This window comes from Veillonella sp. 3310, from assembly GCF_003999875.1.
Classification (GTDB): Bacteria; Bacillota; Negativicutes; order Veillonellales; family Veillonellaceae; genus F0422.
In genome coordinates this window covers 134,903-161,886 of record NZ_RQVJ01000001.1, presented here as the reverse complement: position 1 = coordinate 161,886, position 26,984 = coordinate 134,903, and the positions used below count along the sequence as shown (strand labels likewise).

The window sequence follows — 26,984 nt, the reverse complement described above, 5'->3', positions numbered from 1 at the left end:
TACCACAACAAAAAACATTTGTCTATTATAAATTGACAATATACTTGTATTTATATAGGAAATAGTGTTTCTACCCAAACTATTTCTATACATGTACTGTAACCTACCATGCCCTGTCCCTATCTACCGATGAAGTAATATACACTTTTATTTGCATTAATACATTATATAATAGAATACTAACGTGCAATGGACATATAGGTTACAATAATTGTTGTAATAAATTAACGTCTACCTGACCCGGTGCCGATGCTTGCCCTAGTGTGCCAAAGGTCAAACAATTACCAAATACATTGCCACAGGTCCGTGTCATCTGTCCTAATTGTCCCATAGACATGGTAATCCGTGGCAACTGTGGATACCGTTCCGTTAATTCTCTTGTAAATTGTAATACTGAAAGTACATCATCACTCGTTGTTGGCATCAAAGCAAACTTAATTACTGAGGCTCCTGCAGATATCATACGTTCTGCATAGCCATGCAGTATTTCTAGTTTCGGTGTACTTTGAAAGTTATGATAACTCATCACTGTTTGTATGTTTTGATGATGAGCTTCTTTGATAATTTGACCGATTCTATCTGTATAGGCAAATAATTCCACATCCACAGCATGTACTACATTTTGATCCACAATTGCTTGTAATAGGTTAGAGTAATTCTTGTCACTTAAGGACGTTTCTCCACCCTCAGCTAATGTGCGCCATGTAAACAATATCGGCATTTTTTCATATTTGGCATGCACTTCTTTTACTAAGTTAAGTATTGTTGGTATGTACTCTTCTTCAGGTAGATGAGAACCCTTCATCCACATATCTGCGCGCAACTCAATAAGGTCCACCTTTGCTTGCACCGCCTCTTGTACCTGTGAAAGTATATCTTCTACCGTCGGTCCTACAATAGGAACGCAAATGGCACAGGTATTAATTTGTATTGGATTATATGTTAGTTTTTTAGTCATCTATATCTCCTTATGAATGCAGTATTTTGACAACACTATACCACATGTTGCCCCTATAATAAAAGCCAAATTATGAAGTCTTTCACTTCATAATCTGGCTCTTTTATATTTCAATTGATTAATGCTATGTATATCAATCAGATTTCTATTTAGCTTCTGCTGGTGCTGTTTTCACAATAAACGCAAGGGCAATGACATGACCTATCCATACTGCGCCCATAACATATAAGGCTATTTGCATATTGCGCATGCTATAAGCACCAATACCCAATAAAATAGACACAGACACTAAAATATTAATCTTAGTACGAAGTGGCACGCCACTTTTATTTTTAAACGGTTCCACATAGTTTGCATACAGCTTAGAATTTACAAACTTCTCATGGAATCGTTTAGAACCTCTAGCAAAACAAAATACGGCAAATAAATAGAATGGTACCGTTGGCAATAATGGCAATACAATTCCCAACGATCCTAAACCAAAGCTTATAGCACCTAATGCAATCCAAACATAACGAATCACACCCGTTGATTCTTGTACTTCTTTTGTTGTTTCTTCTTTCACTTGTCACCCCTATATTTAATATATACTAACAAACTAACTTATTGTTAATTGTATCTTAAGATGTGCATTTTTCCAATTCACTCAGTATATTGTTATTCTCCCTTTCAAACTTAACTATAAAAAATGATGATATACAAATCAGTCTGTATATCATCATATATATGATGCTTCTTAAATGGATATAAAATACCTAAGCAAGTCTTCATTTAAACTTTTATTCACTAGTTTAAATCCACATTCTTCATAGAAATTACGTAAAGCACTGCAATCTTTGCATTCTACCAATAACGTTCTTCCACCAATTTTATATTGAATATCCCTTATAATTTTTTGAGCTATACCTAATAATTGTTTTCCCGTTATCAGCTTTTTTCGATGAACATCATCTTTATGATTTTTTCCTAACTGTCCTAGTAATAAGGCTACGCACTGTTTTTTTCCCTCGTTACCAGAAATCTTTCTAATAATACTACGAGAAACATTAGACGACACATCTATAGTAATTAGAGCTAATGAAAAGTACCCCACTAATATATGTGTATCACCATCATCATAGAAAACAAAATATGTACGAGACAAATTTTTTCTTTCATATTCAGCAGCTTTATCTTTCAAAAAATTTTCCACATCAGCATTAATCGGACACGAGAATCTATTAACCAAATTCTCGCATACATTTTTATCAGATATAATATCACATAATTGTAGAAGCTTATATTTCATTTATTCCTCCATATTCAAAAATTTTGGAATATCCTCTTTACTTATACTTTCAACCTCAAAATCTGAAGGAATATTCAATTTTTTATTTTCATCAAATATTTTAGAAATTTTATTCGTTGCTATTTCATCAAACTTAAATTCTGTTAAAAAACTTGATGTCGCCATAAATACCTCCTTCTGATAAACTACAATCTACATGTATATTATCTCACTTTATTATTGTTTCATCAACAAAAATATATTAAAAAATACATATTCCCACATCCATTACAGCACATTTTTTCAATTGCCTCATACAAGGTATTGTTATTTCAAAAAATACATTAGGATGCAAACTTCTCTATATTTTGACATAAGATTGCATTCCAATGCAATCTTTTATCTTAATGTAATGTTGAATGAGCAAAGAATAATCCTTACCAATAGATAGGCACAGTCTTATATTCCCATACTATCGCACAGAGCATGTCAATAGAGGATAGCTAACTTGCACTGTTAACTATCCTCTATAGTATATTCTTATGTTCTTAATGCTAGTCTAGTGTCATGTGTTATAAGACATGTATATAGCGACAAAGCCTATAAAAACTTGTATTCTTATGTATTAGAACTTGTAAGTACCTTGAATGCGAGTGTAGTTACCTAATTTAAAGTTTTCTCCACCGTATAAAGTATCACGTTGTCCAATACCTTTTGCATCGAATGTGTAGAATGCTTCTACCAAGAAGTCTTTGCGAGGAACATAGCCACCACCCAATGTAAAGCTACGGATACCATCTAAGTAGCGATCTGGTACTGCACCAGTGCCATTACCACCGAAGAAGGAACCGTGAGCGAAGTATTTGTAATCCACAAAGGCATTCCAGCTACCAGGTCTTGTGAAATCAGATTGTCCAAGATCAAGACGAGCTGTCCAGAAGTGTGGAGTGCCGCCCATGGAGTGACCTTTTAATCTGAAATCAGCAGTACCTGGTGTGTGTTCGTAATTTGTATGACCATTCATGTAACGACCAAAGTCAGTGCGGTTTTGACCGTAGTCTACGGATAACAATGCAGAATTACCTAATTGATACTGTAGACCAACAGCGAATACATTTGCTAATTTGTTAGACGTATAAGTATGATTGATAGGATTTGTAACTTCAATAGTTTTATCTTCATAAATAGGATCGCCTGGTATTTCAAATCCATCTTCATCATACTTTACTGGTCCAGTACCAGTTTGTACTCGGATTGTTTTTTTCTCCGCTTCCATAAAGCCTGATTTAAAATCAACATTTTTATCATTTAAGGAATGTAAAAACCATGCTTGAACTCCTAATTTATTATTAAGTTTTGTTTTGTATTGTGCAAAAATTGCTTTATCAATAGCTGGAATTGTATCTCGTTGCAACGTTAATCCAGTTACTTGAATTGGTTTTCCAATTACTTTTTCTAAGGCTTCTCTCGGTAAAGTGTTTCCAGTTTCTGAGTCTTGCACTGCAGATTTTAAATCCACCAGATATTGTTTAGCAATTTTAGGTAATCTTCCTTCAGCGTAATCTGCATCCTCAGTTGTATTAAAGTTCGCTTCTTTCAACACTCCAATAATATCTACATCTTTCATTACTGATTTATAAAGCGTTCTATCATATTCTTCCTTGAAGATTTTTTTCATACCATTAAATTTATATTTTGGTATCGGTGTCGTTAATGCATCTTGTTCAGCTTCAGAAAGTTGTTTATACTCGCCATTTTCTAGCTTATACACCTCATAGTCAAAATTTCCATACTCGCCTTTTGCATTTAGCTGTTTATTTTTGGCTTCTTTATCATAAACATATAAATCATACCAATTATTTTTAGCAACCCAATTGGCAGCCGCAATATATCCTTCTTCCAATTCTTTTCTATGTGCATCAATATAATTAGCGTCTAACAAAGCTAAATCAGATAATGGCTTAGCAAATTTTTTATTTACCTCTGTTTTTTCTCTAACATTAATGTCAATCATTTCTTTTTTCATTAATGCAGGATTTCCAATATATGGACTGTATGTATCTAATGGAGTTTTTAAATATACTTTATTTCCAGATTCATCTTCTAATTCATAAATTACTTTTACACTATCTGGTTCTTTTGCAAGACTGTAGGCAATGTTCCTATTATTTAGTAAATCTGGATATGCTTTACCAAGAATTTCACCCATATGTCGAATAATTTCAATCTTTTTAGCATTTCTTTCTTCTTCGGATGCAGTTGCCATATCTCTATCTACTTCACTTAATTGTTCCATAAAGTAAATATTATTATTCTTCCCTTTATAAAGCTTACGATATATATCCATAGCAGAACCTTCACTCGGAACTTTTTGTCCATCTACCTCTTTAATAGGTGTTCCATCCGCATCCTTTCCACTCTTGTACATTGCACCGGATGTGTTATTAAATAAAGAAGTGTATAAACCAATAAACTCTTCCATAGTAGGAGCTCTAAAGAATGTATCATATTCGCTATGATTATAAGCGGAGTCCGTAATACCAGTACTAGATTTAAAAGAACCTACTCCTGCACGGAATTGATTCCGTTGATCTGTCCAAACTGCACGCAAACCATCAAATGTTTTATTAAACCAATATCCAGTTGTACCCATTTTTTCTGATAATCGACCTACTGAAAAGTCCCAACGTCCACCAGAACTTGTAACATCTAAAGCATCTAGTCGTTGTTTGTTTAAACCTTTAGAATGTACAGTCGTACTAGCTGTATCAACTGAATGATTTCCGCTTGCACTAGCAAGAACTTTCACATTAGTATGATCATTAATTTTAGCATCCACACCAAAACGAATGCGTTGTTCAAGACCATGTTCAGCATTATCTTTAAAGTTATATGCTCCAGTATCTACATAAGCTGAACTTGTATATAAAGATTGTGCATGCTCAGAACCATCATGTGCCATTAAACGTGCTCGATAGTCACCAATAAATTCAATTCCTTTTTCTTTCTTAGCATCAAATGGTCTTTCTAAGAATTGATGCTCACGTCCCATATCATCGCCATTCACAGTAGCTATAGCTTTATCTACATGAACTTTTGTAATAGGAGTTGTACCATTTATACCATTTGTTAATACAGGATTTTGCACCTTCGCATCTTGAGCTTTACTATCTCCACCTGCACCAAATTTGAGGTTTACACCAAAACGATATACGCGAGCTTGTGTCGCTCTATCATCATCACGATGATTAAATATATTATTGACACCAAAATATACGATAGAGTCTTTGTCGAATTTACGTTGAACCATAGCATTCCAAATGCCATAAGATTTTTCTTCGTAGATATTAGTTTTGTTGAAAATTCTACTATCAGAGTCAATAGATCCATTCCAATAATTAGATTTACCTTCTAAGGTATTACTATCTAACATTTTATGATAATAATCGGCCCAAACCTGAGCATTCCACTTATTTGTTTCAAATGTTACACCAAAATCAATTTTATTTGTAGGTCGATCTAGCAAGTGTCTAGGCATAGTTGGATCAGATTTATTTAAAGCCTGTAAACGAGTGAGCCCAAACCGTGAGCTCCATTTAGAACCAAATTTATGTTTCCATTCTAATTGAAGCCCCGTAATCTGTGCTTTGCCTATATTTTTAAAGCTATATACTAAATCTGGAGCTCGCATCCATTTATCATCTTTTGATAATCGTGGCGCCCAGTCAAGTAGACTACCTGTAAAATAAACGCTCATGTAATTATGAATGCGGTTTTGGAATAGACCTATTCGTGCATAGTCATTTTTTCCTTCACCTTCAAAACTTAAATCTATATTTCTAGAAGTTTCTGGTTTTAGGTTCGGGTTACCGATCCAATACCAACCCATTTTTGAATAACCAACACCTAAAGGCGTAGAGTCAAACATCTGCCAACTATACCACAATTCACCCATACCTGGCTCAGCGTAACCCGTACCAATATTAGCTTTTAATCTACGATGTGCGTTAGAATTCACATTATATGTGGCACCTAAATTCCAAGATACATGTGACCCAAATAAACTACTCTTATCAAAACGAATAGTTGGTTGTACTAATAAATCTTTATTCACTTGCCATGAATCAGATAAATAAAAGTTTTGTTTTCTAATACTGCCTTCACCTTCAGTAACACGTTGATCTCTTTCTCTATATTTATCTAAAAATTTAACGCCATTAAATGTAGGTGCTTTTTCATGAATTTTTGGATCTAAACTTTCACCTTTTTGGAAATAACTTCGATATAAATAGTAGTCCCTACTGAATTCATCGCCGGTATTTTCCTTTTTTAGCTTTCTTGTGAAAGATACAATTCTGTCAAAAACATCTTTGGTAACACCATTTTTCGCATATCTTTCATTAAACTCTGGATTTTCATCTGGATCTATAAACGAATATTTATCAAGATCATATTTTAAATAATCTTCATAGGTAATATCTGGTTCCTCATCAGAATTTTTAGATCCATAATATTCATAATTTTGGTCATAAAATGGCTTATTATTTTTATCAAAGGAAATTTTAAAATCATGAACATGAGACCAAACACGTAGACTATTATCACCGGCTTTTCTCTGTAATCGATCTACACCTGCAACTAACAAATCTTTAGAATAATTAAATGGATCGATATATTTTGTACGTGTAATAGGAGAGTTCTTTAGGCGACTTCCCGATCCAGTTTCCTTTGTATTTGCAAAACCCCAACTAAGTGTATGCTTATCCCCAATAGCAGAGTTTGCATTGAAACGAATATCAGTTTGACGATGATCAATATCATCTATATATTTTAATTCATTTTTACCTTCGTATTTGGACCGACCAGAATAATCAACTAAAGATACATCATTTTCATTAATGCGAGAATGATTTAACTCTAATTTCCAGTCACTAACTCCACTTCTTCCATTCCAAATTGCATTCATCGTATTACGATTACTGTCTCGTTTAAAATGACGTTGTGGCTCCATTGGTGAAGTTGTATTCTTAACATCCCGTACTAAATCTTCTGTAAAACGATCTAAACGCAGTTGAATGTTATGATTTTGATTAATATCATAAGTAGCATTAAACCCTATATCATCAGTAGTTCCATAATAACGAAGTGCATTAGGCTTAAAATCGCCTTCCAATGTATCTCCAGTGTCTCTACGAGCTTTCGTACCAAGTACAGGCATTACATCTCGTTTACTACCGGAGATGGCTACACGAACTTTGCCCATTTGTCCAGAATCGGCACGCAAGAAGAAATTAGTATTACCATAGCCAGTTTCTCCACCTTTTGCACGAGATCCTTCACCATTGATTTGGATAGTTGGTTTTTTAGCCGCTTTTTTAGTGATGATATTAACTACACCACCAATAGCATCAGAACCATATTTCGCACTGGCAGATCCTTGAACAATTTCAATACGTTCTACATTTTCCGTACCAAGGCGCATTACTTCATCCGCTGCGCCACTAAATTTAGCCAAGTCGCCTAGTACGGCTTGACCATCCACTAAGATCAAAGTATGACGTGCTTCTGCACCACGAATGGACACTCCTACACGACCCATGGAGTCCACAGTTTTTGATACACCGCTTTCAGTGAAAATGATATCTTCTACTGATTTAGCTTGTTTTTGTTCAATATCCTTTTTAGTAATAATGCTCACTTGTTGTGAGTTATATTTAGCCTCTTCATGAGCTCTATCAGCTGTAACATATACAGCCCCCTCAGCTTGTACTGAGTTAGAATACATTAAACCTGGTAGCGCTATCCATGTAGCAATCGCACATGATATCATGAAGTATTTCTGTTGCTTTCTACGATTTGTCGTCATTGCAATCTACTCCTACATACAAAAAACTTAACACAAATAATAACACAAATGACAAAAAATATCATTTTGCTTTAATTTTATACTAATTTATCTATCAAATCCACTCCGAAATGTTTTCAATTAGCCCATTTAGTTATATTTTTTGTAAATATTTCTCATTTTGATAATGTGATACGTATATAAATTAGGTTTATTAATATATATTTCTATCGCTCAAAAAAGGGTACATGTAAGTATGCCTATATACGTATAACCATTACACACTCTTTTAAGGTGATCCATTAAAGAGTATTATAGTCTTTCCTATTTTAAGATCACATGAGTGTCAATACATAAAATGCCTAATGAGAACTAAATACGCACTCATTAGGCATTAAAAATAATCTTTTACATTACATCATGGATGTATAGAATAAGATAATATTAGAATTTATACGTTCCTTGGATTCTTGTATAATTTCCTAATTTAAAGTTTTCTCCACCATATAATGTATCACGTTGTCCAGTCGCTTTTGCATCAAATGTGTAGAATGCTTCTAATAATAAGTCTTTACGTGGAACATAGCCGCCACCAACAGTAAAGCTACTAATACCATCTAAGTAACGATCTAGTACAGAACCGCTACCATTGCCACCAAAGAAGGAACCATGATCAAATCGTTTATAATCGATGAAACCATTCCAACTACCTGCACGTTTATAATCAGATTTACCAATATCAAAACGTACTACCCAGAAGCTTGGATTTCCACCCATAGCACGGCCAGTTGGTGTGAAGTTGATACTACCTGGAACATAGTTATACACGGTGCGTCCATTCATATACCGTCCAAAATCAGTTCTATTTTGACCGTAATCAATGGATACGGATGCATTACCTGTACTATATTTTGCTCCAATACCGACTACATTAGCGACACCTTTGAAAGTTGTACTTGATGTACCTAAGCCACTAGCAAATTGTACTGTGTTTGTATCATTACCCATGGAACGCAAGTACCAAGCAGTCAAGCCTAATTGTTGACCTACCATATGGCGTAACTGTACATAGCCCGCTCGTTTAATCGGTGGAATGACATCACGTTGTAATACAATACCTTCTGCTGGAATGATAGCTCCAGTGTATGGAATGAAAGCTTCTCGTGGTAACTTACTATGTCCATCTGTCTCTTCTAAGGCACTTACGATTTCATTGAAATATTGCGCTACAAGATATGGATACATACCTGATTCATATGTTTTAGCAATGGCTGATTCACCAGGAGTACCGATAGCAAGATAATTCATTTCATAAAGTTTATCACCTATGTTATCTAACAAGCTACTCTCTGCCTCAACTTTTACTACCCCTGCATTAAATGAGTTTTTAGCAATAGCTTCTGCTTGTTCTTGATAACCTTTTAGGATTGCTTCTTTATTCGTTTTAAACCATTCTTTTAAAAATTCTTTTTTATTATTTCCCAGAACTTTCATATCAGTTAATTTTAATTTAAAGATAGGGTTACGTAGGTTTGCACCACTCGGACTGATTGCTTTAGTAAAGGAACTTTCCTTATCTGGCCCATCCACTACAGGTTGATCATCAGGTCCATATACTAGTTCTCCATCATCATCATACTTATAGCTTTTTTCTTTACCAGTTAGTCTATAAGTTATTTCTGGCATCTTAATTGGAATCGTGATTTCTTCTTCTGCTTTTTTAGCTACATTATATTTTTTAAATCCTTTATCATGTCCATAGGCTTTAAGTGCAATCTCTTGCATACGAGATACTACACCATATTGAGCATCGATATTGGCGTCTAGTTTCGTAGTAACTTCTTCAAGTTCTTTTGTTTTTGCCTCGATATCTTTTCTGTATTGCTCTTTCTTTTCTGGAGTATCGGCAATATATTCGTTGTCCATGTCTTCTTTTAATGTAGCTATATCGCTAGTAAATGTTTCTTTTTTCTCGCTTAAGGTTTTGTAATCTCCTTGTAAAGCTTTCAGCTGTTGATAGAAGTTAATCGTATTTGGTGCATCTTTCACTACTTTTTCAACTTTCGCACCACCTACTAATTTTTTCTCTTCTTCAGAAAGACCCGTGTAATCAAAAGTTGTTCCTACGAATTCATCAACAGTTGGAGGACGTTTGAATTTAGTAAAAATTGCATGGGTGTATGCAGAATCTTCAATGCCTGTACTATGACGGAAATCACCATAACCAATACGCACTTGATCTTTATCGCTAGTCCAAACACTGCGTAGTCCATCAAATTCCTTATTAAACCAATAGCCGGTCATACCAAATTTCTCAGTCAATCGACCGACACTGAAATCCCATTTAGCATGATGGTTTGTGACATCTATTGTTTCTAAACGGCTATGAGAAAGTCCTTTAGACCCTGTTGTGACATGCGATGCATCGACGCCTTCTTGACCTTGTGCTGTAGCTACTACTTTTACATTCGTATGATCGCCCACACGAGCATCCACACCTAAGCGTAAGTGACTATGGAAGCCATGTTCATTTTTATCTTGTAAGTTTTTCAATGCTCCATCACTAATTGAACTTACTGCTGTCACACGGTTTGCTGGTCTATCACTGCCTAAGTGACTGTCACCACCAAAGCGGATATCTCCTACCACAGTAGCCCCTTTTTCTCGATTTTGGTCAAATTGAGATTCTAATACTGACGGCGTTAGAGCTTCTTGAGCTTTAGATACACCATGTTCTGTGATTGGAGTTGTTCCATTCATTGCTACAGCCTTCGCATCAGTATGTTTAGAAGTACTAGAACCATCGGAACCAAATTTTAAGTTCATACCAAATCGGAACTGACGTCCTTGTAGAGCACGATCATCATCACGATGGTTGAATAGGTTGTTCATGCCAAAGTAAACAAGGGAATCTTTATCGATTTTTTTCTGTACAATCATATTCCAAATACCATAGGTTTTCTTCTTGTACATATCCGCTGTTTTTTTCGTATTGAACTCGTAGGTGATAATAGACTTATCGTTATTTTCTGGATTTACTTGTGATGTAATATAGTTACCACCGCCAGCAACAGAGTTACTATCTAACATACCATAATAGTAATCAGTCCAAATATTGCCACTCCAGCCACTTACTTTATCTTCTAACTCCAATCCTAAATCGAGTTTATGCATTGGTTTGTCCAACAATCGTTTTGGCATATCTGGATTCGTTTTATTCACTGCATCTAAATATGTATAACCTACTTTCAATTTCGCATGGTCATTCAACCGTTGTTTCACTTCTAGTTCAATACCATTGACACGAGCTTTTCCGATATTGCGGAATGTATAAAGCATATCTGGTGCATGCGCATATTTTGTAGCTCCGAAATAAGTGCTTTCATCAAGATATGGATAGAAATCCATTAAATGTCCAGTATTAGCAATGGTCATATAGTTGCGAATTTGATTGCGGAAAGCCGTCAATTTCATATAGGTATTTTTATTTTCTCCTTCAAAGGAAATATCTATATTTTTCGACTTTTCAGGTTTTAATGTTGGGTTGCCAATCCAATACCAACCTAAACGAGCACGTCCACCAGACAATGGAGCCACATTCGTTACCGTAGGTCCAAACATTTCCCAGTTATAGTATAATTCACCCATACCTGGCTCTGTATAACTAGTACCAACATTGGCTTTCAACCGACGATGTGCATTCCCATTGACATTGTGTGTAACACCCATATTGAAAGTCATATGAGACCCAAATAAATCACTATGATCTAAACGTACAATTGGTTGTAACAAAGTATCTTTGTTGATTTGCCATGTGTCTTGCAAGAAGAAGTGCTGTTTCCGTAATCTTGCACTACCCATGGTTTGTTGGTTAATGCGTTTATTGTATTCATCTTTGAAATGACCGCCATTAAATTGAGGTCGTACAATTTTGAAAGACGGATCTTCCATGTAATAGAATAAAGCTAAATAATCTTTATTTATTACAGGTGGTTTGACCCCATCAATGGTTTCAGTACCTTGATGACCTGGTCCATATTTAGCAATCAGTTCTTTATTGTACGGAATTTCATTTAATTTATCATTAAATGCCTTGAATCGTTTCAATGCTTCTGGGTTACGGGATTCCATATTGTTTGGTGTATATCCAGAGTTATACACAAGTCCATGGAATGCAGCTGGATCTAATCCTGCTTCTGGGTCAAGATAGTTTTTGAAATCTTCATAGGTAAATTCTGGTATACTTGTTTTATCTGTATGATCATAACCATACCACTCTTTTTCTTTATCCCAACGTAATACGCCTTCTTCATTTTCTTTGAAAGAATGACGATAGATTGTACTCTCTGGTTTACCATGTTTTACAGCTAAACTTTTATCATAGTCCCATGGATCAATGTTTCTAACCCATGTATGAGGTGCACTTTTTAGACGGCTACCTTCGCCACTTTCAGTAGTATATCCAAAACCATAAGAAAGCAAGTGATTATCGTTGGCTTGAGTGTCTCCAGTGATATTAAAGCTCCATTGTTTATGGTCCACATTGTCCACATAGTTCAATGTGTTTTTACCTTCATAATTACTACGACCATACTCACTTGTTAAGGTTACATCATCTTCTTTTGTACGAGTATAGTTTAATTCAACCTTCCAATTGCTTTTTTCATCTTGTCCTGCATAGGAAAGGTTACTTTTATTTCTATCTAAATCACGTTTGTAATGAACTTGTGGTTCATCTTCGGAGTTTGTACGTTTTACAAAACGTTCTAAATCTTCGTTATAACGGTCTGTTGTAAAGGTAAACGAATTATTTTGATTCACATCATAAATTGCAGACAATCCTAAATTGGAGTTTGTCCCATAATATCTTAGGGAGTTTTTAGGAAACTGTTCATTGACAGTAGAATTTCCAAATGGAACTTCTTTTCTTTCCCTCGCAGCATATACAGGAACGATATCACGTTTACTACCATGAATATTGACACGTAATTTACCTTGTTGACCAGAGTCAGCACGCATAAAGAAGTTACTATATGGGAACAAACCTTGATCGCCACGGGAACGAATGCTTTCACCATTGATACGGATATTTGCATTTTTATTTGGTTTATTCGTAATTACATTGATAACACCACCAATAGCATCGGATCCATATTTTGCACTCGCAGCGCCTTGGATAATTTCTATACGTTCTACATTTTCTGTACCTAGTCGTTGTAATTCATCACCTTGACCTTGGTATTTTGCAAATTCACCCATCACTGGCTGCCCATCTACAAGAATTAATGTATGACGAGGTTCAGCACCACGAATCGATACACCGACACGACCCATGCTGTCCACTGTACGACTTACACCAGCTTGTGTAAATACAATATCTTCCACAGATTTAGCCTGTTTTTGTTCAATATCTTTTTTAGTAATGATTTGCACTTGTTGAGAGTTATATTTTGCTTCTTCTTGTGCACGGTCTGCTGTAACAAACACAGATCCTTCTGCCTGTACAGGTGCTAATCCACCAAGTAGATACCAAGAACAAGCCATCCAACTCATGACTGCACCAGTAAGTAAACGTTTCTGATACGGCTTAGAATAATGCATAGCATTCCACCATCTTCCTATAAATACAAATAAATTTGATAATATTAATCATTTGTATTATAGACCTAATCAAATATCACATCTACTCCATATGGATTTCAAATGCTCCATTTGATTCACGAATTGTAAAATTATATTTATATTTTAGACGATGAGTTCATGATAATATACTTTAATTATATCTAACTTTCATGATTATATGTTTATATTTCATTGACACTTATCACAGCTAGGAATATAATAATAAATGAGTATGAATAGGGAAATAAAGATTCATGCTTTTGGGTATATTCTAGTTTTAGGTAAGGAGAATTATTATGAAATTCTTTTCTAAAAGCGCTATGATTGCGGCATTAGCAGTAACTGCAGCTTTCGGCGTTTCTCAATCTACTGATGCGGCGTACATGTTAAACTCTGAAGTAAAAGATGCAACTCCAGCATTACAAGAAGCTGCTTCCATTGGTGTTCGCACATATGAAAATCCAATGATGAAAAACGCAATGAATAAAGATGCTATCGTAGTTATGTCCTTTGGCACTACTTTCAAAGATACTCGTGCAAAAACAATTGATGCTACTATCAATGAAATCAAAGCACAACATCCAAATGTTAAAGTTGTAACTGCTTTTACATCCCATATTATTATTGATCGCATTAAAGCCCATGAAGGTATTACATACCCTACTCCAGAAGAAGCATTAGACCAATTAAAAGCTGATGGATACACTCGTGTTGCTTTAACAACATTAAATATGATTCCAGGCATGGAATATAACTATGCTGGTGCTGTATTCAACCATCATAAACAAGATTTCAAAAAAATGACATTAGGTTTACCTTTAATGTACTGGATGGGCCAAGAAGAACAACGCGATGATATTGAACAAGCATTAAAAGCATACTCTTCCCAATTCCCTATGATCCAAACAAAAGATTCTGCTGTATTGATCATGGCTCATGGTACTCCAGATCCATCTAATGCGTACTATGCAGTAATCCAAGATCGTATCGATTCCATGGGATTCCAAAATACATACCTTTACACAGTTGAAGGATGGCCAAACCTTGAAACAGTAATCCCTCAATTGAAAGAAAAAGGTATCAAACACGTTACATTAATGCCATTAATGATGGTGGCTGGTGACCATGCAAACAACGACATGGCTGGTGACGAACCTGATTCACACAAAAGCATCCTTATGAAAGAAGGCTTCACTGTAGATACTTACATCCATGGTGCTGGTGAAAACCAACTAATCCGTGATATCTTTGCTGAACGTGCTTCCGAAGCATATGATGCATTAGTAAAATAATTGCAATCACAATAGTATAGTATTAAAATTTAGGGGGATACGTTTCGTATCCCCTTATTTGAAAGAAATAAACAATGAAAACATATTTAAAAATTTGTAGTGCTGTTCTACTCTCCACTTCTTTGTTACTAGGTGGATGCGCAAAAACAGGTCCTACTACAACAGAAACAACTCGCACAGTCTCTTATCAAGATCAGTCCTATACAATACCTGCTAACCCATCTAAAGTTGTAGCATTATCTAATTCCATCTCTAAAATGATCTATGCTGTAGGTGGCAAAGCCATCGCTCGTGTTGAAAGTAACGAAAAATTACCTAGTGAAATTGAATCATTACCAAGCATAGGCCATACAGCCAATCCTAATATGGAACAATTAGTAGGATTACATCCTGATTTAGTATTTGGTTTACCTAGCCAACATGAAAAATTTAAAGGGCAGCTAGATAGCAACAATATTCCATCTATTCTAATTAATTACGATGGCATCAATGATAACATTCCACTATTAACATTATTGGGCAATATTTTCCATACAGAAGACAAGGCCAAATCTGTCATCGAAGATTACAATAAAAAAATCGATACAGTGAAAGCCTCGATTCCAAAAGACAAACCAGTCAAAGTTGCTGTATTACGAGCTACTGGTAAATCGGTAACAGCAGAAACTCCACTAGCAATCACGGCATCTATGGTTCGTGAATTAGGCATCACCAATGTAGTAGAACAACATTTGAAAGACAATGTAACATCTAAAACAGTACCATATTCCTTAGAAACATTAACCGTAGACAACCCTGATATCATTCTTGTGGTTACCATGGGTAAAAAGGATGAAATCAATGCAACCTTTGCCAAAGAAATGACTAGCAATCCAGCTTGGAATCAATTACAAGCTGTGAAAAATGACAAAGTTGTTTTCTTACCATCCCAATGGTTTCTATTGAATCCAGGACTAGAAACACCAGAAGCTATGGCTGAATTAGTTAATATTATCTATGGTGTGAAAGTACAATTATAAGCGATAAAATGCATGCTAACGTATATAGCAACCTATATACTATATAGCATGCATTTTAATTTGCAACTCTATCTTCTCAACAGTTATTTCCTCATACAGTACCAATCCAACCATATCCTTGCACTGCCATATCTACAAAGTGATTCATGAGCAATGTTCCAAAGAACGAATCGACCCTAGAAGCAAATCTCTAATGCCTACCTCACAATATACATCTCTACTTCTTTGACTTATCTCCTAATCTTTTTATTCCTGTATTATTTAATTTTTCAAGTGATAACATTTGATTTCTTGCAAGCTTTCTTAGTTCTATCATTCTTTCTTTTTGTTCTAAACCTTTCTCAATGAGAATTGCATTGTAGCTTTCCATATTGGCTAAAACTAATAATTCATTTAAACTTGCATAATCTCTCATATTACCTTTTAAGTTTTTATTTTCATCTCGCCACTGTTTAGCCGTTTTATCAAATAAGGAAACATTTAACATATCTGCTTCACTTGCATATTTATAACCTAACTGACTGTCCGTTAAATCATTTAGTAAATATATTTGAATAGCATCAGTATGAATTTTATAGTTTATTTTTGATATTTCACGATGTAAATTCCAAGTGAGTGATAATTTTGAAGTTTCATCTTCTTTTAGTCTTTGGTAATCTTTAATGATATAAAGTTCAAATTCAGCTGAGATCCAAGAAGCGAATTTAAAAGCAATATCTTTATGTGCGAACGTACCACCACCTCTACCAACTTTTACAAATAAGCCTTTGGCATTTGTAGTCGTTGCCCATTTCTGTGGAGATAATGTAAAGGCATTACTACCTGCTTCTTTTAAAAACCCCTCGAATTCGAGGGGGTTAAATTCTGGATTATTTAACTTCTCCCAAATTCCTAAATATTCGATGGTATTAAAATTTCTCATCCAATTTGCAACAACAACATTAGGTTCTTCCTTGTTTTTATATCTTGCGATATCTGTAAGACTAATATAATCATTTTTAAAATCTTCTGTGTAAATTTGTATTTCAAATCCTTTTACTTCAATCATTTCTTTTTTAATCTTTGACAAAACTTATTTCTCCTTTCTAGTTCCATGTGGTGTTTTCAATCATCTAAGTATTAGATAACTCTAAACAACACATAGATTATTTATTTTAAGAGTTTTAATTTATAACGTTATTGTATCATACAATTATTGATTTATATACTAACACCATCAGTACATATCCCAACTCAAAAAAATCGGCATAGCCCATGGTTATGACTATGCCAATATAAAGGAGTTATAGATCTCTTGTTAAGTTTTGCTCAAGTACTACAATAGCCCCTGTATCCGTATATAAGGAAACTCCCCTACTTCTACATCTGTTTTGACAGCAAACACTGTTTCTAGTAAGTCTTCTGTCATTACCTCTTTAGGAGATCCATCTGCTAAGATATTTCCTTTGTACAAGACTCCAATGCGATGGGAATACTGCGCAGCCTGATTCAATTCATGAAGAACCATGACAACGGTTAACCCTTCACGGCGATTTAAGTCTTGTAATAATTCCATAATCTCCAATTGGTGGTTTATATCTAAATATGTAGTAGGTTCATCTAAAATCAATACTTTCGGCTCTTGTGCTAGCGCCATGGCAATCCATACACGTTGCCGTTCCCCACCGGATAAGGAAGATACTAGTTGATTGCGCAAATGGCTAACTTGTGTGGCCTCTAAGGCAGCATCTACCACTTCTTTATCATGGGCTCCTTGTTGCTTCCACCACGATTGATAAGGAAAACGTCCGCAGTTGACAAGTTCTTCGACCAACATATCTTTTGGGATAGATGGTACTTGTGGTAAGAATGCCATATAGCGAGCTAATTCTTTATTAGAATAGTCTGTTGCTGCTTTCCCTGCAATCTGGATAGTTCCTGTACTTTTAATAGCGCTGGTAATAGCATGTAACAAAGTACTTTTACCGCAACCATTCGGACCAATTAAGGTAGCAATTTCTCCTTCGTACACTGTCCAATCTATGCCCTTCAAGACTTCTTTTTCACCAAAAGAGACACGACAATCTTTCACAGAAATTACTGATTTCATTAGTCATCCCTCCTCAATAAATATAAGAAGAATGGAGCCCCAAAGAAGGCCATAATAATGCCCACGGGAATTTCAATAGGACTAAACAGTGTGCGTCCCACCGTATCGCTAATGACTAGTACAAAAGCCCCCAAGAAGGCAGATCCTGGTAACAGGAATCGATAATCTGTACCCAACATCATGCGAGCGATATGAGGAATGATAAGTCCTACGAAACCAATCAAGCCCGCTACTGATACGGCACTCGCTGCTAGGAGTGCTGCCACAGCAGTCATCATAAATCGTGTTTTTTCAACGGCTAAGCCTAAACTACGAGCTGTTTCATCACCTAGGCTGAGTATGGTCAATCGTTTTGCCCCTAAGAATGCAAATACTAACCCCCCTATCGTATAAGGAATTAACACATACACTTGTGGCCAACTGCGGGCGGCAAGACCACCTACCATCCATAATAAAGCCCCTTGTACGCGATCACCATAGAACACGAGAAGAGCAGATATCATGGAGCCTAAGAATGCAGCCACTGCCACACCTGCCAAGATAATACGACTGGGACGTATGCCCTGTTTCCAGGCTAAGGCATACACCAGAATAGCCGCTGTCAAAGCCCCAATAAAGGCGATAAACGGCACTGCATATTCTAGGTAGGGAAATAAAATTAATACTATAACACCAGCTAATCCTGCACCCGAAGAAACACCTACAATTTGCGGATCTGCTAATGGATTTTTCATTACTGCCTGTAAGATAGCACCTGCTACGGCTAGATTTGAGCCTACTAAAGCGGCTACTATATTCCTCGGAAAGCGAATGTTCCATATGACTAGTGAGTTCGTATCAGATAAAGTGGGAGACCACAATGTATGCCAAATTTGAGCTAATGTAGTCTGGGCGGACCCAAATACTAATGATAAGATTAGGGCAGCAATCGCTGCTGCCCCAAACACTAGAACGAGAAACATACGCCATGCATTGCGTGTTTGACTCGTTTTATTCATTATTTCTTTTCTTTTCCTTCTACAAATAACATGTCATTACGTTTTACATCTGTGTAGAACAATGCATTAACAACGGATGCAGCAATGGAGCTACCACCTTTGTTACCTTGGATTGTAATATAAGGAACTGGAGATACTTCTGCTAAATAATCTTTAGATTCTGCAGCGCCTACGAAGCCTACTGGAATACCAATAATTAAAGCCGGACGAATACCTTCTTCTAAGGCAAGGCGCAATACTTCGTATAAAGCAGTCGGTGCATTACCGATCGCCACGATTTGGCCTTCTAATTGTTTACCGAATGTACGCATAGCAGCAATCGAGCGTGTTACGCCTAATTCTTTTGCCATTTCTGCTACTTTTTCATCACGAATTAAGCAATGTGCTTCACTGTTATGAAGTTTCAATGCTGGTTTAGAAATACCTGTGCGCACCATTTCCACGTCAGTGTACACATGAGCGCCATTGTTAACAGCTGCAATACCTGCCGCTACAGCACCTTCACTAGTACGGAATAATTTCGCATATTCTACGTCACCAGACGCATGAATCGTACGAGATACCACTCGAATTTCATCGTCAGTAAATCCCATATCTTTCACATAAGGATAGATAATTTCCATACTTTTATCTTCAATTGCTTTCGGGTTTTTAATGTAATCCATCGTAATCCTCCCATAGAGTTTTAAATTCTTCTACTGTTGAAATTGTCAATGCCCCTTTCGCCGGTGTTGGGCGATCGATGACGATGACATGTACATCTAAATCGATAGCAGCTTGTAACTTTGTGTCTGAACCTCCTACAAGGCCAGAGTTTTTCATCACAACTACCTCTGCTTTAGTATCTTGGAACATTACCTTATTCATTTCATAAGAAAATGGTCCTTGCATAGCAATGGTATGCTTAGGAGATACACCTAAGTCTTCCATCATTTGTAGAACTTCTGCCGTCGGTAAGACACGGGTCCATACTTCTTTATCTTGTAGAGCCTCTGACTTGGCAAAGACATGCATAGTCTTACTACCTGTTGTAAGATATACTACCTTACCTAGCTTACCTGCTAAAGTAGCCGCCTCTTCCTCATTGCTCACATGATGTAATTTATCATATGCTGGTAATGGCACTTCTTTACGTTCAAAGCGAATGAAAGGAATCTCCATGTCTGCTGCGGCCTCACGCGCTGTAGCTGTCACAATCGCTGCATAAGGATGACTCGCATCGACAAGCATCGTAATACCTTTATTTTTTATGAGAGCTTTCATCTCTTCTAGGTTCAATCGCCCTTCATGCACCTCAATGCCCGGATGGGATGCTAATTGTGCCCCATACTGGCTCACTACAGACACCAACACAGGTAATCCTGTATATTCTTGCACAGCTACTGCTAGGTTACGACCGTCTAATGTGCCCGCTATGACCCAGATCACAGTTTATATCCTCGTGGTGTAATGATTTGACCATTTTCCACATATGTTTGGCTATTACCAATGATAACTAATGTTTGCATATCGATTTCTTCTTTGTGGAAATGTTCTAAATCAGAAATGATGATATGTTGACCTGCACGGCCTGCTTTTTGTACGATCCCCACTGGTGTTTTAGGGTCACGATGTTTCAATACCAATTCACGTACTTCATCTAAATGGGTGATACGTTTTTTACTGCGTGGATTATATAAAGCGATAACCATATCACCTTCTGCACACAGTGCGGCACGTTTTTTAATTAAATCCCATGGTGTCATCAAATCGCTCAAGCTAATCACGGCGAAGTCATGCATCAATGGCGCACCCAACACAGCTGCTGCCATGTTCACTGCGCTTAAACCTGGTACGATATGTACAGGAGGACGTTTTTCTTCTGCCACTTTATTAGCCAATTCGATGACAAGACCCGCCATGCCATATACTCCAGGGTCACCACTGGATACCACAACCACTTTATGACCTTCTACAGCTAAGTCTACAGCTTGTTGACATCGATCCACTTCTTGCATCATGCCTGTACCTACAGTTACTTTGTCTGCTACCAGGTCTTTAATCAAATCTAAATAGGTAATGTAACCTACTACACGGTCTGCTTGTAAAATCGCTTCACGTGCTTCTGGTGTCATGAATTCTGGGTTACCAGGTCCGATTCCGATGACTTGTAATGTACCCGTGCAATGGCTACGGTTGTTCTCGGAAATATTGTTTTGTGTTGCAGTAGCTCCTGCCCCTGCGCTAGTAATAGTGCTGTCGTTTCGCATACGTTTCCTACTCCTATTGTTTGTTTAACAAAATTTGATTCTATAATTTGTGCCTCTTCAATACAAGGGGCCATTTCTTCTTGTGTATAAAATTGGATAGGCCATTTTAGTGCTTCCATGGCTTCCAATAATCCTATTTCATCAGCTTTTACGATAACTGAGGCCGCTCCTTTGACACTTAATGGGGATCGTCCTACATTTTGCAATGATTCTGCTACCGCTGAAAGTATCAATTCTTTCGGTGTATCACGGCGACATCCGATGCCTACCGTCATAGTCGGTGGTCGTAACACCAGTGTGACACCTATACAATCAATGGTTCTATCTGTAATCACAACCTTTGGCTCATCCCCCCATGGGAATGCTTCCTCTGGGTGAAAAAGAGCATAGTCCACTTGATGTGCTTGCACAGCTTGTTCAAAGTCATCTGCCAAGGTACTATCCAAATAATATTTGACAGTTTCTCCATTGACGATAGCAGCATTCACCTTAATAAGCATAGAGAAGTCTTCTACCTTAGCGCCAATTTTTCGGGCCAATACATCTGGCGCAGGCAACTGATTTACGTCTGTAGCTGTTGTAATCACTGGTGTAGCCCCCGTAATCATTGCTACCTCACTAGTCCATTCATTAGCACCACCTAAGTGACCCGATAAAAGACTAATCACAAAGTGACCACCTTCATCCATGACTAATATGGCTGGATCCTCTGATTTATGCTTGATAAAAGGGGCAATCATGCGCACTACAATACCTGTGGCCATGATGAATAAGATGCGGTCGTAGTCTTTCCACAACTGTTCTATATGTAGTTTCAAGGAAGAAAAAGAAATCGCTGTGTCTCCACTTTCACGATCTTCCTTTTCATAACAATCTACCACATGTTCTTGCACGTAAGCCCTGCGTACTTGTTGTCCAAGGGTCGCGCCCCGTTTTGTAACAGATACAATAGCAATCTTCATTACTTCGCATCTCGATACATATGGGCAAAGCCTTTGTCATAGAGTTTAGATAATTCATAATCTGTATCCAGTACACGGCTTACTACAATCATAGCTTGGCGAATAACGCCTTCTTCTGCCACCACATCAGCAATCGTTTCTAAAGTGCCACGAATGATGCGTTGGTCTGGCCAAGATGCTTTCACAACGATAGCCACTGGTGTCGTTTTATCGTAGCCACCTTCAATTAATTCTGCTGCCACTTTATCAATCATTTGTACAGACAAGAAAATGCACATAGTAGCGCCATGGCTAGCCAACATAGATAATTTTTCTTTTTCTGGCATAGGCGTTCTGCCTTCCATGCGAGTGATGATGACAGTTTGGGTTACATTAGGCAATGTGTACTCTTGTTGCAAGGCTGCTGCCGTTGCCAAGAAAGAACTTACCCCAGGTGTTACATCATAGGTAATACCCATTTCTTTTAAGGCATCCATTTGTTCTTGGATGGCTCCATAGATGGCAGGGTCACCTGTGTGCAAGCGCACTACTGTTTTACCTTCTGCAACGCTAGCTTTTGTTACTGCTAACACATTATCTAAACTCATAGACGCAGAATTGTGGATCTCACAACCCTCTTTACAAGCTTCTAAAATCGCTGGATTTACCAAGGAACCAGCATAGATGACTACATCTGCTTCTTGTACCAATCGATACCCCTTACGGGTAATTAATTCTGGATCTCCAGGGCCTGCGCCCACGATATGTACTTGTGCCATATTATGCCTCCTGTTTCACTGCAGTTACGATAAAAATAGGGCTCAATGGATTTAATAAATGGTACGGGCCAGCCTTTCTGAAACGGCTCACTTGCATTTGAAATCCTTCATACGTGTATGGTCTACCTTTTAACTCTTTCAAAATAGTATAGCCAGTTTCCATAGTAACAGCTGTTACCACAAGACGACCACCCACTTTTAACAATCGTGTGGCTTCGTCCATAATGGTACCCATACCACCAGCACTACCGCCAATGATAACAGCGTCTAATTCTGGTAAATCTTCCATACCTTCTGGCGCTTTTGCCTCAATAATCGTTAAGTTTTTCACGCCAAATTTTTCTTGATTTTGACGAATTAAATCTGTCGCTTTTTCAAAGCGTTCTATGGCATATACATGTCCTTTCGGAGCCCCTAAAGCAGCTTCAATAGAAATAGAACCTGTACCAGCTCCTACATCAAGGACAACGCTATCTTCTTCAATTCGAGCTTCATTCATAACAACCATGCGAATTTCTTTTTTCGTCATGGGCACGTCGCCACGAATAAATTCCTCGTCTTCAATTCCAAAAAAATGTCTCATCCTAATACCACCATTACGGAGTGCCCAAAGCCCTCCAATGTCTGTAATTCTTCTAATGTACCGCGTTCAATACGCTCATCTTCATAACTCAATCGTTCACAGGCAGCCGCCTTTGTATCCTTCGGCCAACCATGCTCTTCGATTAAATATGTTGCAATATAGGCAGGATTTTGTTCAGGATCTGTTAAAAATCCTAACTTACGCCCTTCTGCATAATACAAATCTTTCTCTTCTGGTCGACGACCGTGAAAGCTCATTAAATCTGCATTGTGCCACACTTCACCTAGTCTGGCAAAAGCAAATGTCATAGAACTAATCCCCGGCGTCACATCGATTGGATTGTTGGGGAATTTAGTTTTTAAGTATGGCAACAAGGAATAATATCCTGTATCACCACTGACTAACACTACAATATCATTGGATTGTAGTTGCTGTCCCATCCATTCAGCCATAGGTGCTAATTTCGCTATGGGAAAGGTTAATTGACCAGGCTGAGCAAAATCTTCTAATGCCCGTTCACTTCCTACCAAAACCTTAGCCTGCTGAATGAGATGTAATCCTCTAGGTACTACATACTCTGGGTTCCCAGGGCCAATACCTACGACATACAAGGTATGTGCCATGATTCTTCTTCTCCTATTTGTTTCGCTACCTCATCGACAGCCAGTATAGTGCCATCCAAGGTAGATATGATAATACCAACCTTTGCATCTTGTGCAATATATCGCATGGAACGCATAGACGCTCGATCCGCTACACGCTGATAAATGCCCTCCAAGTGTTCTCGTTCTATAATTGGCATAGCCGCCTCTGTGGTGCGACATTCCATCAATTCTTCACAAACCTGTTGGGATGCCCCTTCTAAGGCTGCATAGGCAACGATCGTTTCCATACGACCATCACTCATACGATTATGGGTATGAAAGCTACCGCTAGCGAGCTTAATAATTTTACCAATATGACCAATGATGAGAATATTTTTAAAGCCAATTTTGACACATTGTTCTAGCATAAAGCCGATAAAATTACTAGTTTCCGCCATTTGATTGATAGAAATACCTAGTTGTTCCTTAGCAATTTCTTGACCAATGCGTCCCGGTACAAGGATAGCCGTTGTATAACCTGCTTCTTTCATGACTCGCAATTGCGGTACTAAGGAGTTTTTGAATCCTTCTTCACTCATAGGTTTTACAATACCTGTAGTGCCAATGATAGAAATACCACCTTCAATACCAAGGGTGCCATTCAAAGTTTTTCTAGCTAAGCTTTCTCCTGCTGGGACAGAGACTTTCACATGGATTCCCATACCCTTTGGTACTAGTTCATCGAACACATAGGAAATCATTGTTCTAGGACCTGGATTGATGGCAGGCTCTCCTACAGGTAATGCTAGTCCTGGTTTCGTTACTGTACCAACCCCGAATCCCGCCTCGTAAGTAATGGCGCCCGATTGATTGACTGTTACCGTAGTCACAATGTCCGTGCCATGTGTAACATCTGGGTCATCACCGCCGTCTTTCACAACTGTTACCATTGCCTCTGTTGGGGATACTACTTCTACCTTGGCAATAGGTACATCGATGAAAGCATCTTGCGGGTTTCGTATAGAAACTTGGTCAACAATTTCTTCTTCGATTAGGGCTAAGAGTCCAGCTTTCACCCCTGCTGTTGCACAGGAACCAGTGGTGTAACCACCACGCATATCTTCTACGTTCATAGTCCCTCACATGATAAAATAGGAGCATCCATTGGGTGATGCTCCTTTATTTGATTAAGAACGGAAATTCACAAATTGTAATTCCACAGGTAAATCTTGTTCACGAAGCATGGTAATCACTGCTTGCAATTGATCTTTATCTTTTCCTGCTACACGTACTTGGTCTTCCATAATTTGAGCTGTCACTTTTAATTTCATGTTTTTGATTAATTTAACAACATCCTTAGCCACCTCTTTAGAGATACCATTTTTGATAGTCACAACTTGGCGTACAGTACCGCCAGATGCTGGTTCAATTTTACCATACTCTAAATTTTTAATGGCCACATTACGTTTTACCATTTTACCTTTTAATACATCAATAATTGCACCTAATTTATATTCATCATCGCAATGAATTTTAATCGTGTCACCATCATGTTCTATATCTGCTTTGCTATTACGGAAATCGTACCGTGTACCGATTTCTTTCTTCGCTTGATTTACTGCATTATCTACTTCTTGCATATCCACTTCGGATACTACATCAAATGAACAATCTTTAGCCATATAAACCTCCAATAAATATTTACATGAACAGTTTAATTATACCCTACTTCCCTTATATTTTCTACCTTTGTAGTGCCTTTTATTATAGCTTTTAGGAATGTAGTATACGTAAAAAAAATACCTAATGAATACAGTTTTGATTCCTCTATTCATTAGGCATCTTATAATCATAATGTAAACTTATTTCACACCATCTTTAGTACGTTCGAAACCTACTTGTTCTGCTGCGATTTCATACAAAGCAATGGATACAGGGTTTTCTGTTCCTACTTCTCCTACCAAGGACGGGTCTCCGTCTGTCAATTCACGAGCACGCTTAGCAGCTAATGTGACCAATGTGTACTTGCTGTCCACTTGTTTTTCCAAATCTTTTAAATGCGGTTCTACCATCATAATGAAAGTCTCCTTTATCTACTTACTATATTATTGTTGTTCTTGTTCATTGCTATATCGTTTGTAAATGTATTGAATCTTTTCTTTGTTGCGACTGATTTTACACGTTTCAGCACGCAAGATAGATGCAGTTCTTTCAATGGCATCCTCTAAATCATCATTGACGACAATATAATCATAACGATGTGCCAAAGCCAGTTCAGAACAAGCCAACGATAAACGTTTATGAATTACTTCTTTATCATCTGTACCACGACCATGCAGACGAGATGTCAGCACATCTAATGACGGCGGTACAACGTAGATAAAGACCGCATCACTGTAGGATTCTTTTACCTTCATAGCACCTTGAATATCAATCTCCAAAATCACACTTTTGCCTTCTTCTAATAAATTCATCACGTGCTCTTTCGGTGTACCATAATAATTATCGTACACTTTTGCATATTCTAAGAATGCATCTTCTTTGATTAATTTTTCAAACGTATCTACATCTCGGAAGAAATAGCTAATGCCCTCTTCTTCACCCACTCGTGGTTGACGTGTAGTCATCGATACAGAATAGACCAAGTTTGGCATTTGTTTGCGGAGTTCTGCACAAATCGTGCCTTTTCCTGCCCCAGATGGTCCTGAAATGACGATTAATATTCCTTTATCAGACATGATAACTCCAGTACTACTTA

22 protein-coding genes are annotated in these 26,984 nt (G+C 37.2%); 2 read left to right on the top strand and 20 right to left on the bottom strand.

Annotation, left to right across the window (positions count from 1 at the left end; genetic code table 11):
* Nucleotides 1–202 precede the first annotated feature (202 nt).
* The 6 genes from aroD to EO127_RS00790 all read right to left on the bottom strand — a co-directional run bounded on the left by aroD (nucleotide 203) and on the right by EO127_RS00790 (nucleotide 13,671).
* Nucleotides 203–958, bottom strand: coding sequence for a type I 3-dehydroquinate dehydratase (aroD, locus tag EO127_RS00810; RefSeq protein ID WP_127447608.1), 756 nt, complete (start codon nucleotides 956–958; stop codon nucleotides 203–205).
* Nucleotides 959–1,103: 145 nt separating this feature from the next.
* Complete coding sequence (locus EO127_RS00805) at nucleotides 1,104–1,523, bottom strand: YbaN family protein (protein ID WP_127447607.1); 420 nt, start codon at nucleotides 1,521–1,523, stop codon at nucleotides 1,104–1,106.
* Nucleotides 1,524–1,694: 171 nt separating this feature from the next.
* Complete coding sequence (locus EO127_RS00800; RefSeq protein ID WP_127447606.1) at nucleotides 1,695–2,246, bottom strand: hypothetical protein; 552 nt, start codon at nucleotides 2,244–2,246, stop codon at nucleotides 1,695–1,697.
* On the bottom strand, nucleotides 2,247–2,411 hold the full coding sequence (locus EO127_RS08655; protein WP_164742243.1) for an iron-containing alcohol dehydrogenase: 165 nt from the start codon (nucleotides 2,409–2,411) through the stop codon (nucleotides 2,247–2,249).
* Nucleotides 2,412–2,850: 439 nt separating this feature from the next.
* Entirely contained in the window at nucleotides 2,851–8,091 is a 5,241-nt protein-coding gene (locus EO127_RS00795) for a TonB-dependent siderophore receptor (RefSeq protein ID WP_127447605.1), read from the bottom strand.
* A 423-nt stretch (nucleotides 8,092–8,514) separates the two neighbouring features.
* The gene (locus tag EO127_RS00790) at nucleotides 8,515–13,671 is read right to left on the bottom strand and encodes a TonB-dependent receptor domain-containing protein (protein WP_240645956.1); all 5,157 of its coding nucleotides are present in this window, start codon (nucleotides 13,669–13,671) and stop codon (nucleotides 8,515–8,517) included.
* A gap of 341 nt (nucleotides 13,672–14,012) precedes the next feature.
* Here EO127_RS00790 and EO127_RS00785 point away from each other — a divergent pair, with 341 nt between their 5' ends.
* Nucleotides 14,013–14,984 (top strand): sirohydrochlorin cobaltochelatase, encoded by a 972-nt coding sequence (locus tag EO127_RS00785; protein WP_370466826.1) that lies wholly within the window; start codon nucleotides 14,013–14,015, stop codon nucleotides 14,982–14,984.
* Between the two features lie 74 nt (nucleotides 14,985–15,058).
* On the top strand, nucleotides 15,059–16,003 hold the full coding sequence (locus tag EO127_RS00780) for an ABC transporter substrate-binding protein (RefSeq protein ID WP_127447604.1): 945 nt from the start codon (nucleotides 15,059–15,061) through the stop codon (nucleotides 16,001–16,003).
* A 217-nt stretch (nucleotides 16,004–16,220) separates the two neighbouring features.
* Here the strand turns inward: EO127_RS00780 and EO127_RS00775 are convergent, their stop codons facing one another.
* From EO127_RS00775 to gmk, 14 genes are all read right to left on the bottom strand, one after another.
* Nucleotides 16,221–17,072 (bottom strand): KilA-N domain-containing protein, encoded by an 852-nt coding sequence (locus tag EO127_RS00775; RefSeq protein WP_127447603.1) that lies wholly within the window; start codon nucleotides 17,070–17,072, stop codon nucleotides 16,221–16,223.
* Between the two features lie 246 nt (nucleotides 17,073–17,318).
* Nucleotides 17,319–18,092, bottom strand: coding sequence for an ABC transporter ATP-binding protein (locus EO127_RS00770; RefSeq protein ID WP_127447602.1), 774 nt, complete (start codon nucleotides 18,090–18,092; stop codon nucleotides 17,319–17,321).
* Nucleotides 18,092–19,054: a FecCD family ABC transporter permease gene (locus EO127_RS00765; RefSeq protein ID WP_370447282.1), complete on the bottom strand. Its 963-nt coding sequence runs from the start codon at nucleotides 19,052–19,054 to the stop codon at nucleotides 18,092–18,094. The genes EO127_RS00770 and EO127_RS00765 overlap by 1 nt, the downstream gene beginning before the upstream one ends.
* A gap of 35 nt (nucleotides 19,055–19,089) precedes the next feature.
* Nucleotides 19,090–19,755 carry a precorrin-8X methylmutase gene (locus EO127_RS00760; RefSeq protein ID WP_127061037.1) on the bottom strand — a complete coding sequence of 222 codons (666 nt, stop codon included), beginning with the start codon at nucleotides 19,753–19,755 and terminating at the stop codon, nucleotides 19,090–19,092.
* A complete protein-coding gene (gene cobK / locus EO127_RS00755) occupies nucleotides 19,742–20,518 on the bottom strand; it encodes a precorrin-6A reductase (protein ID WP_127447600.1) in 777 nt (258 codons plus the stop codon). The genes EO127_RS00760 and cobK overlap by 14 nt, the downstream gene beginning before the upstream one ends.
* Nucleotides 20,515–21,204 carry a precorrin-3B C(17)-methyltransferase gene (gene cobJ / locus EO127_RS00750; protein ID WP_240645984.1) on the bottom strand — a complete coding sequence of 230 codons (690 nt, stop codon included), beginning with the start codon at nucleotides 21,202–21,204 and terminating at the stop codon, nucleotides 20,515–20,517. The genes cobK and cobJ overlap by 4 nt, the downstream gene beginning before the upstream one ends.
* Nucleotides 21,201–22,301, bottom strand: coding sequence for a cobalt-precorrin 5A hydrolase (locus tag EO127_RS00745; RefSeq protein ID WP_240645954.1), 1,101 nt, complete (start codon nucleotides 22,299–22,301; stop codon nucleotides 21,201–21,203). The genes cobJ and EO127_RS00745 overlap by 4 nt, the downstream gene beginning before the upstream one ends.
* Nucleotides 22,301–23,059: a precorrin-4 C(11)-methyltransferase gene (cobM, locus tag EO127_RS00740; protein ID WP_127447598.1), complete on the bottom strand. Its 759-nt coding sequence runs from the start codon at nucleotides 23,057–23,059 to the stop codon at nucleotides 22,301–22,303. The genes EO127_RS00745 and cobM overlap by 1 nt, the downstream gene beginning before the upstream one ends.
* A 1-nt stretch (nucleotide 23,060) precedes the next feature.
* A complete protein-coding gene (gene cbiT, locus EO127_RS00735; protein ID WP_126938775.1) occupies nucleotides 23,061–23,642 on the bottom strand; it encodes a precorrin-6Y C5,15-methyltransferase (decarboxylating) subunit CbiT in 582 nt (193 codons plus the stop codon).
* Nucleotides 23,639–24,265 carry a precorrin-6y C5,15-methyltransferase (decarboxylating) subunit CbiE gene (gene cbiE / locus EO127_RS00730; protein ID WP_127447597.1) on the bottom strand — a complete coding sequence of 209 codons (627 nt, stop codon included), beginning with the start codon at nucleotides 24,263–24,265 and terminating at the stop codon, nucleotides 23,639–23,641. The genes cbiT and cbiE overlap by 4 nt, the downstream gene beginning before the upstream one ends.
* A complete protein-coding gene (cbiD, locus tag EO127_RS00725) occupies nucleotides 24,241–25,359 on the bottom strand; it encodes a cobalt-precorrin-5B (C(1))-methyltransferase CbiD (RefSeq protein ID WP_127447596.1) in 1,119 nt (372 codons plus the stop codon). Before cbiD ends, cbiE begins: the two co-directional genes overlap by 25 nt.
* Nucleotides 25,360–25,413: 54 nt before the next feature.
* Nucleotides 25,414–25,908, bottom strand: a complete 495-nt coding sequence (locus EO127_RS00720) for a YajQ family cyclic di-GMP-binding protein (protein WP_062402554.1) — start codon at nucleotides 25,906–25,908, stop codon at nucleotides 25,414–25,416.
* Between the two features lie 180 nt (nucleotides 25,909–26,088).
* Entirely contained in the window at nucleotides 26,089–26,301 is a 213-nt protein-coding gene (gene rpoZ / locus EO127_RS00715; protein ID WP_009354099.1) for a DNA-directed RNA polymerase subunit omega, read from the bottom strand.
* A 30-nt stretch (nucleotides 26,302–26,331) separates the two neighbouring features.
* A complete protein-coding gene (gene gmk, locus EO127_RS00710) occupies nucleotides 26,332–26,964 on the bottom strand; it encodes a guanylate kinase (protein WP_126938772.1) in 633 nt (210 codons plus the stop codon).
* Nucleotides 26,965–26,984: the final 20 nt, after the last annotated feature.

Excerpts from the sequence above, each read along its gene's own strand:
- aroD (WP_127447608.1), bottom strand. The coding sequence starts at position 958 with ATGACTAAAAAACTAACATATAATCCAATACAAATTAATACCTGTGCC.
- EO127_RS00800 (WP_127447606.1), bottom strand. The coding sequence starts at position 2,246 with ATGAAATATAAGCTTCTACAATTATGTGATATTATATCTGATAAAAAT.
- EO127_RS08655 (WP_164742243.1), bottom strand. The coding sequence starts at position 2,411 with ATGGCGACATCAAGTTTTTTAACAGAATTTAAGTTTGATGAAATAGCA.
- EO127_RS00795 (WP_127447605.1), bottom strand. The coding sequence starts at position 8,091 with ATGACGACAAATCGTAGAAAGCAACAGAAATACTTCATGATATCATGT.
- EO127_RS00790 (WP_240645956.1), bottom strand. The coding sequence starts at position 13,671 with ATGCATTATTCTAAGCCGTATCAGAAACGTTTACTTACTGGTGCAGTC.
- EO127_RS00785 (WP_370466826.1), top strand. The coding sequence starts at position 14,013 with ATGATTGCGGCATTAGCAGTAACTGCAGCTTTCGGCGTTTCTCAATCT.
- EO127_RS00780 (WP_127447604.1), top strand. The coding sequence starts at position 15,059 with ATGAAAACATATTTAAAAATTTGTAGTGCTGTTCTACTCTCCACTTCT.
- EO127_RS00770 (WP_127447602.1), bottom strand. The coding sequence starts at position 18,092 with ATGAAATCAGTAATTTCTGTGAAAGATTGTCGTGTCTCTTTTGGTGAA.
- EO127_RS00765 (WP_370447282.1), bottom strand. The coding sequence starts at position 19,054 with ATGTTTCTCGTTCTAGTGTTTGGGGCAGCAGCGATTGCTGCCCTAATC.
- EO127_RS00760 (WP_127061037.1), bottom strand. The coding sequence starts at position 19,755 with ATGGATTACATTAAAAACCCGAAAGCAATTGAAGATAAAAGTATGGAA.
- cobJ (WP_240645984.1), bottom strand. The coding sequence starts at position 21,204 with ATGACACCAGAAGCACGTGAAGCGATTTTACAAGCAGACCGTGTAGTA.
- EO127_RS00745 (WP_240645954.1), bottom strand. The coding sequence starts at position 22,301 with ATGAAGATTGCTATTGTATCTGTTACAAAACGGGGCGCGACCCTTGGA.
- cobM (WP_127447598.1), bottom strand. The coding sequence starts at position 23,059 with ATGGCACAAGTACATATCGTGGGCGCAGGCCCTGGAGATCCAGAATTA.
- cbiT (WP_126938775.1), bottom strand. The coding sequence starts at position 23,642 with ATGAGACATTTTTTTGGAATTGAAGACGAGGAATTTATTCGTGGCGAC.
- cbiE (WP_127447597.1), bottom strand. The coding sequence starts at position 24,265 with ATGGCACATACCTTGTATGTCGTAGGTATTGGCCCTGGGAACCCAGAG.
- cbiD (WP_127447596.1), bottom strand. The coding sequence starts at position 25,359 with ATGAACGTAGAAGATATGCGTGGTGGTTACACCACTGGTTCCTGTGCA.
- EO127_RS00720 (WP_062402554.1), bottom strand. The coding sequence starts at position 25,908 with ATGGCTAAAGATTGTTCATTTGATGTAGTATCCGAAGTGGATATGCAA.
- rpoZ (WP_009354099.1), bottom strand. The coding sequence starts at position 26,301 with ATGATGGTAGAACCGCATTTAAAAGATTTGGAAAAACAAGTGGACAGC.
- gmk (WP_126938772.1), bottom strand. The coding sequence starts at position 26,964 with ATGTCTGATAAAGGAATATTAATCGTCATTTCAGGACCATCTGGGGCA.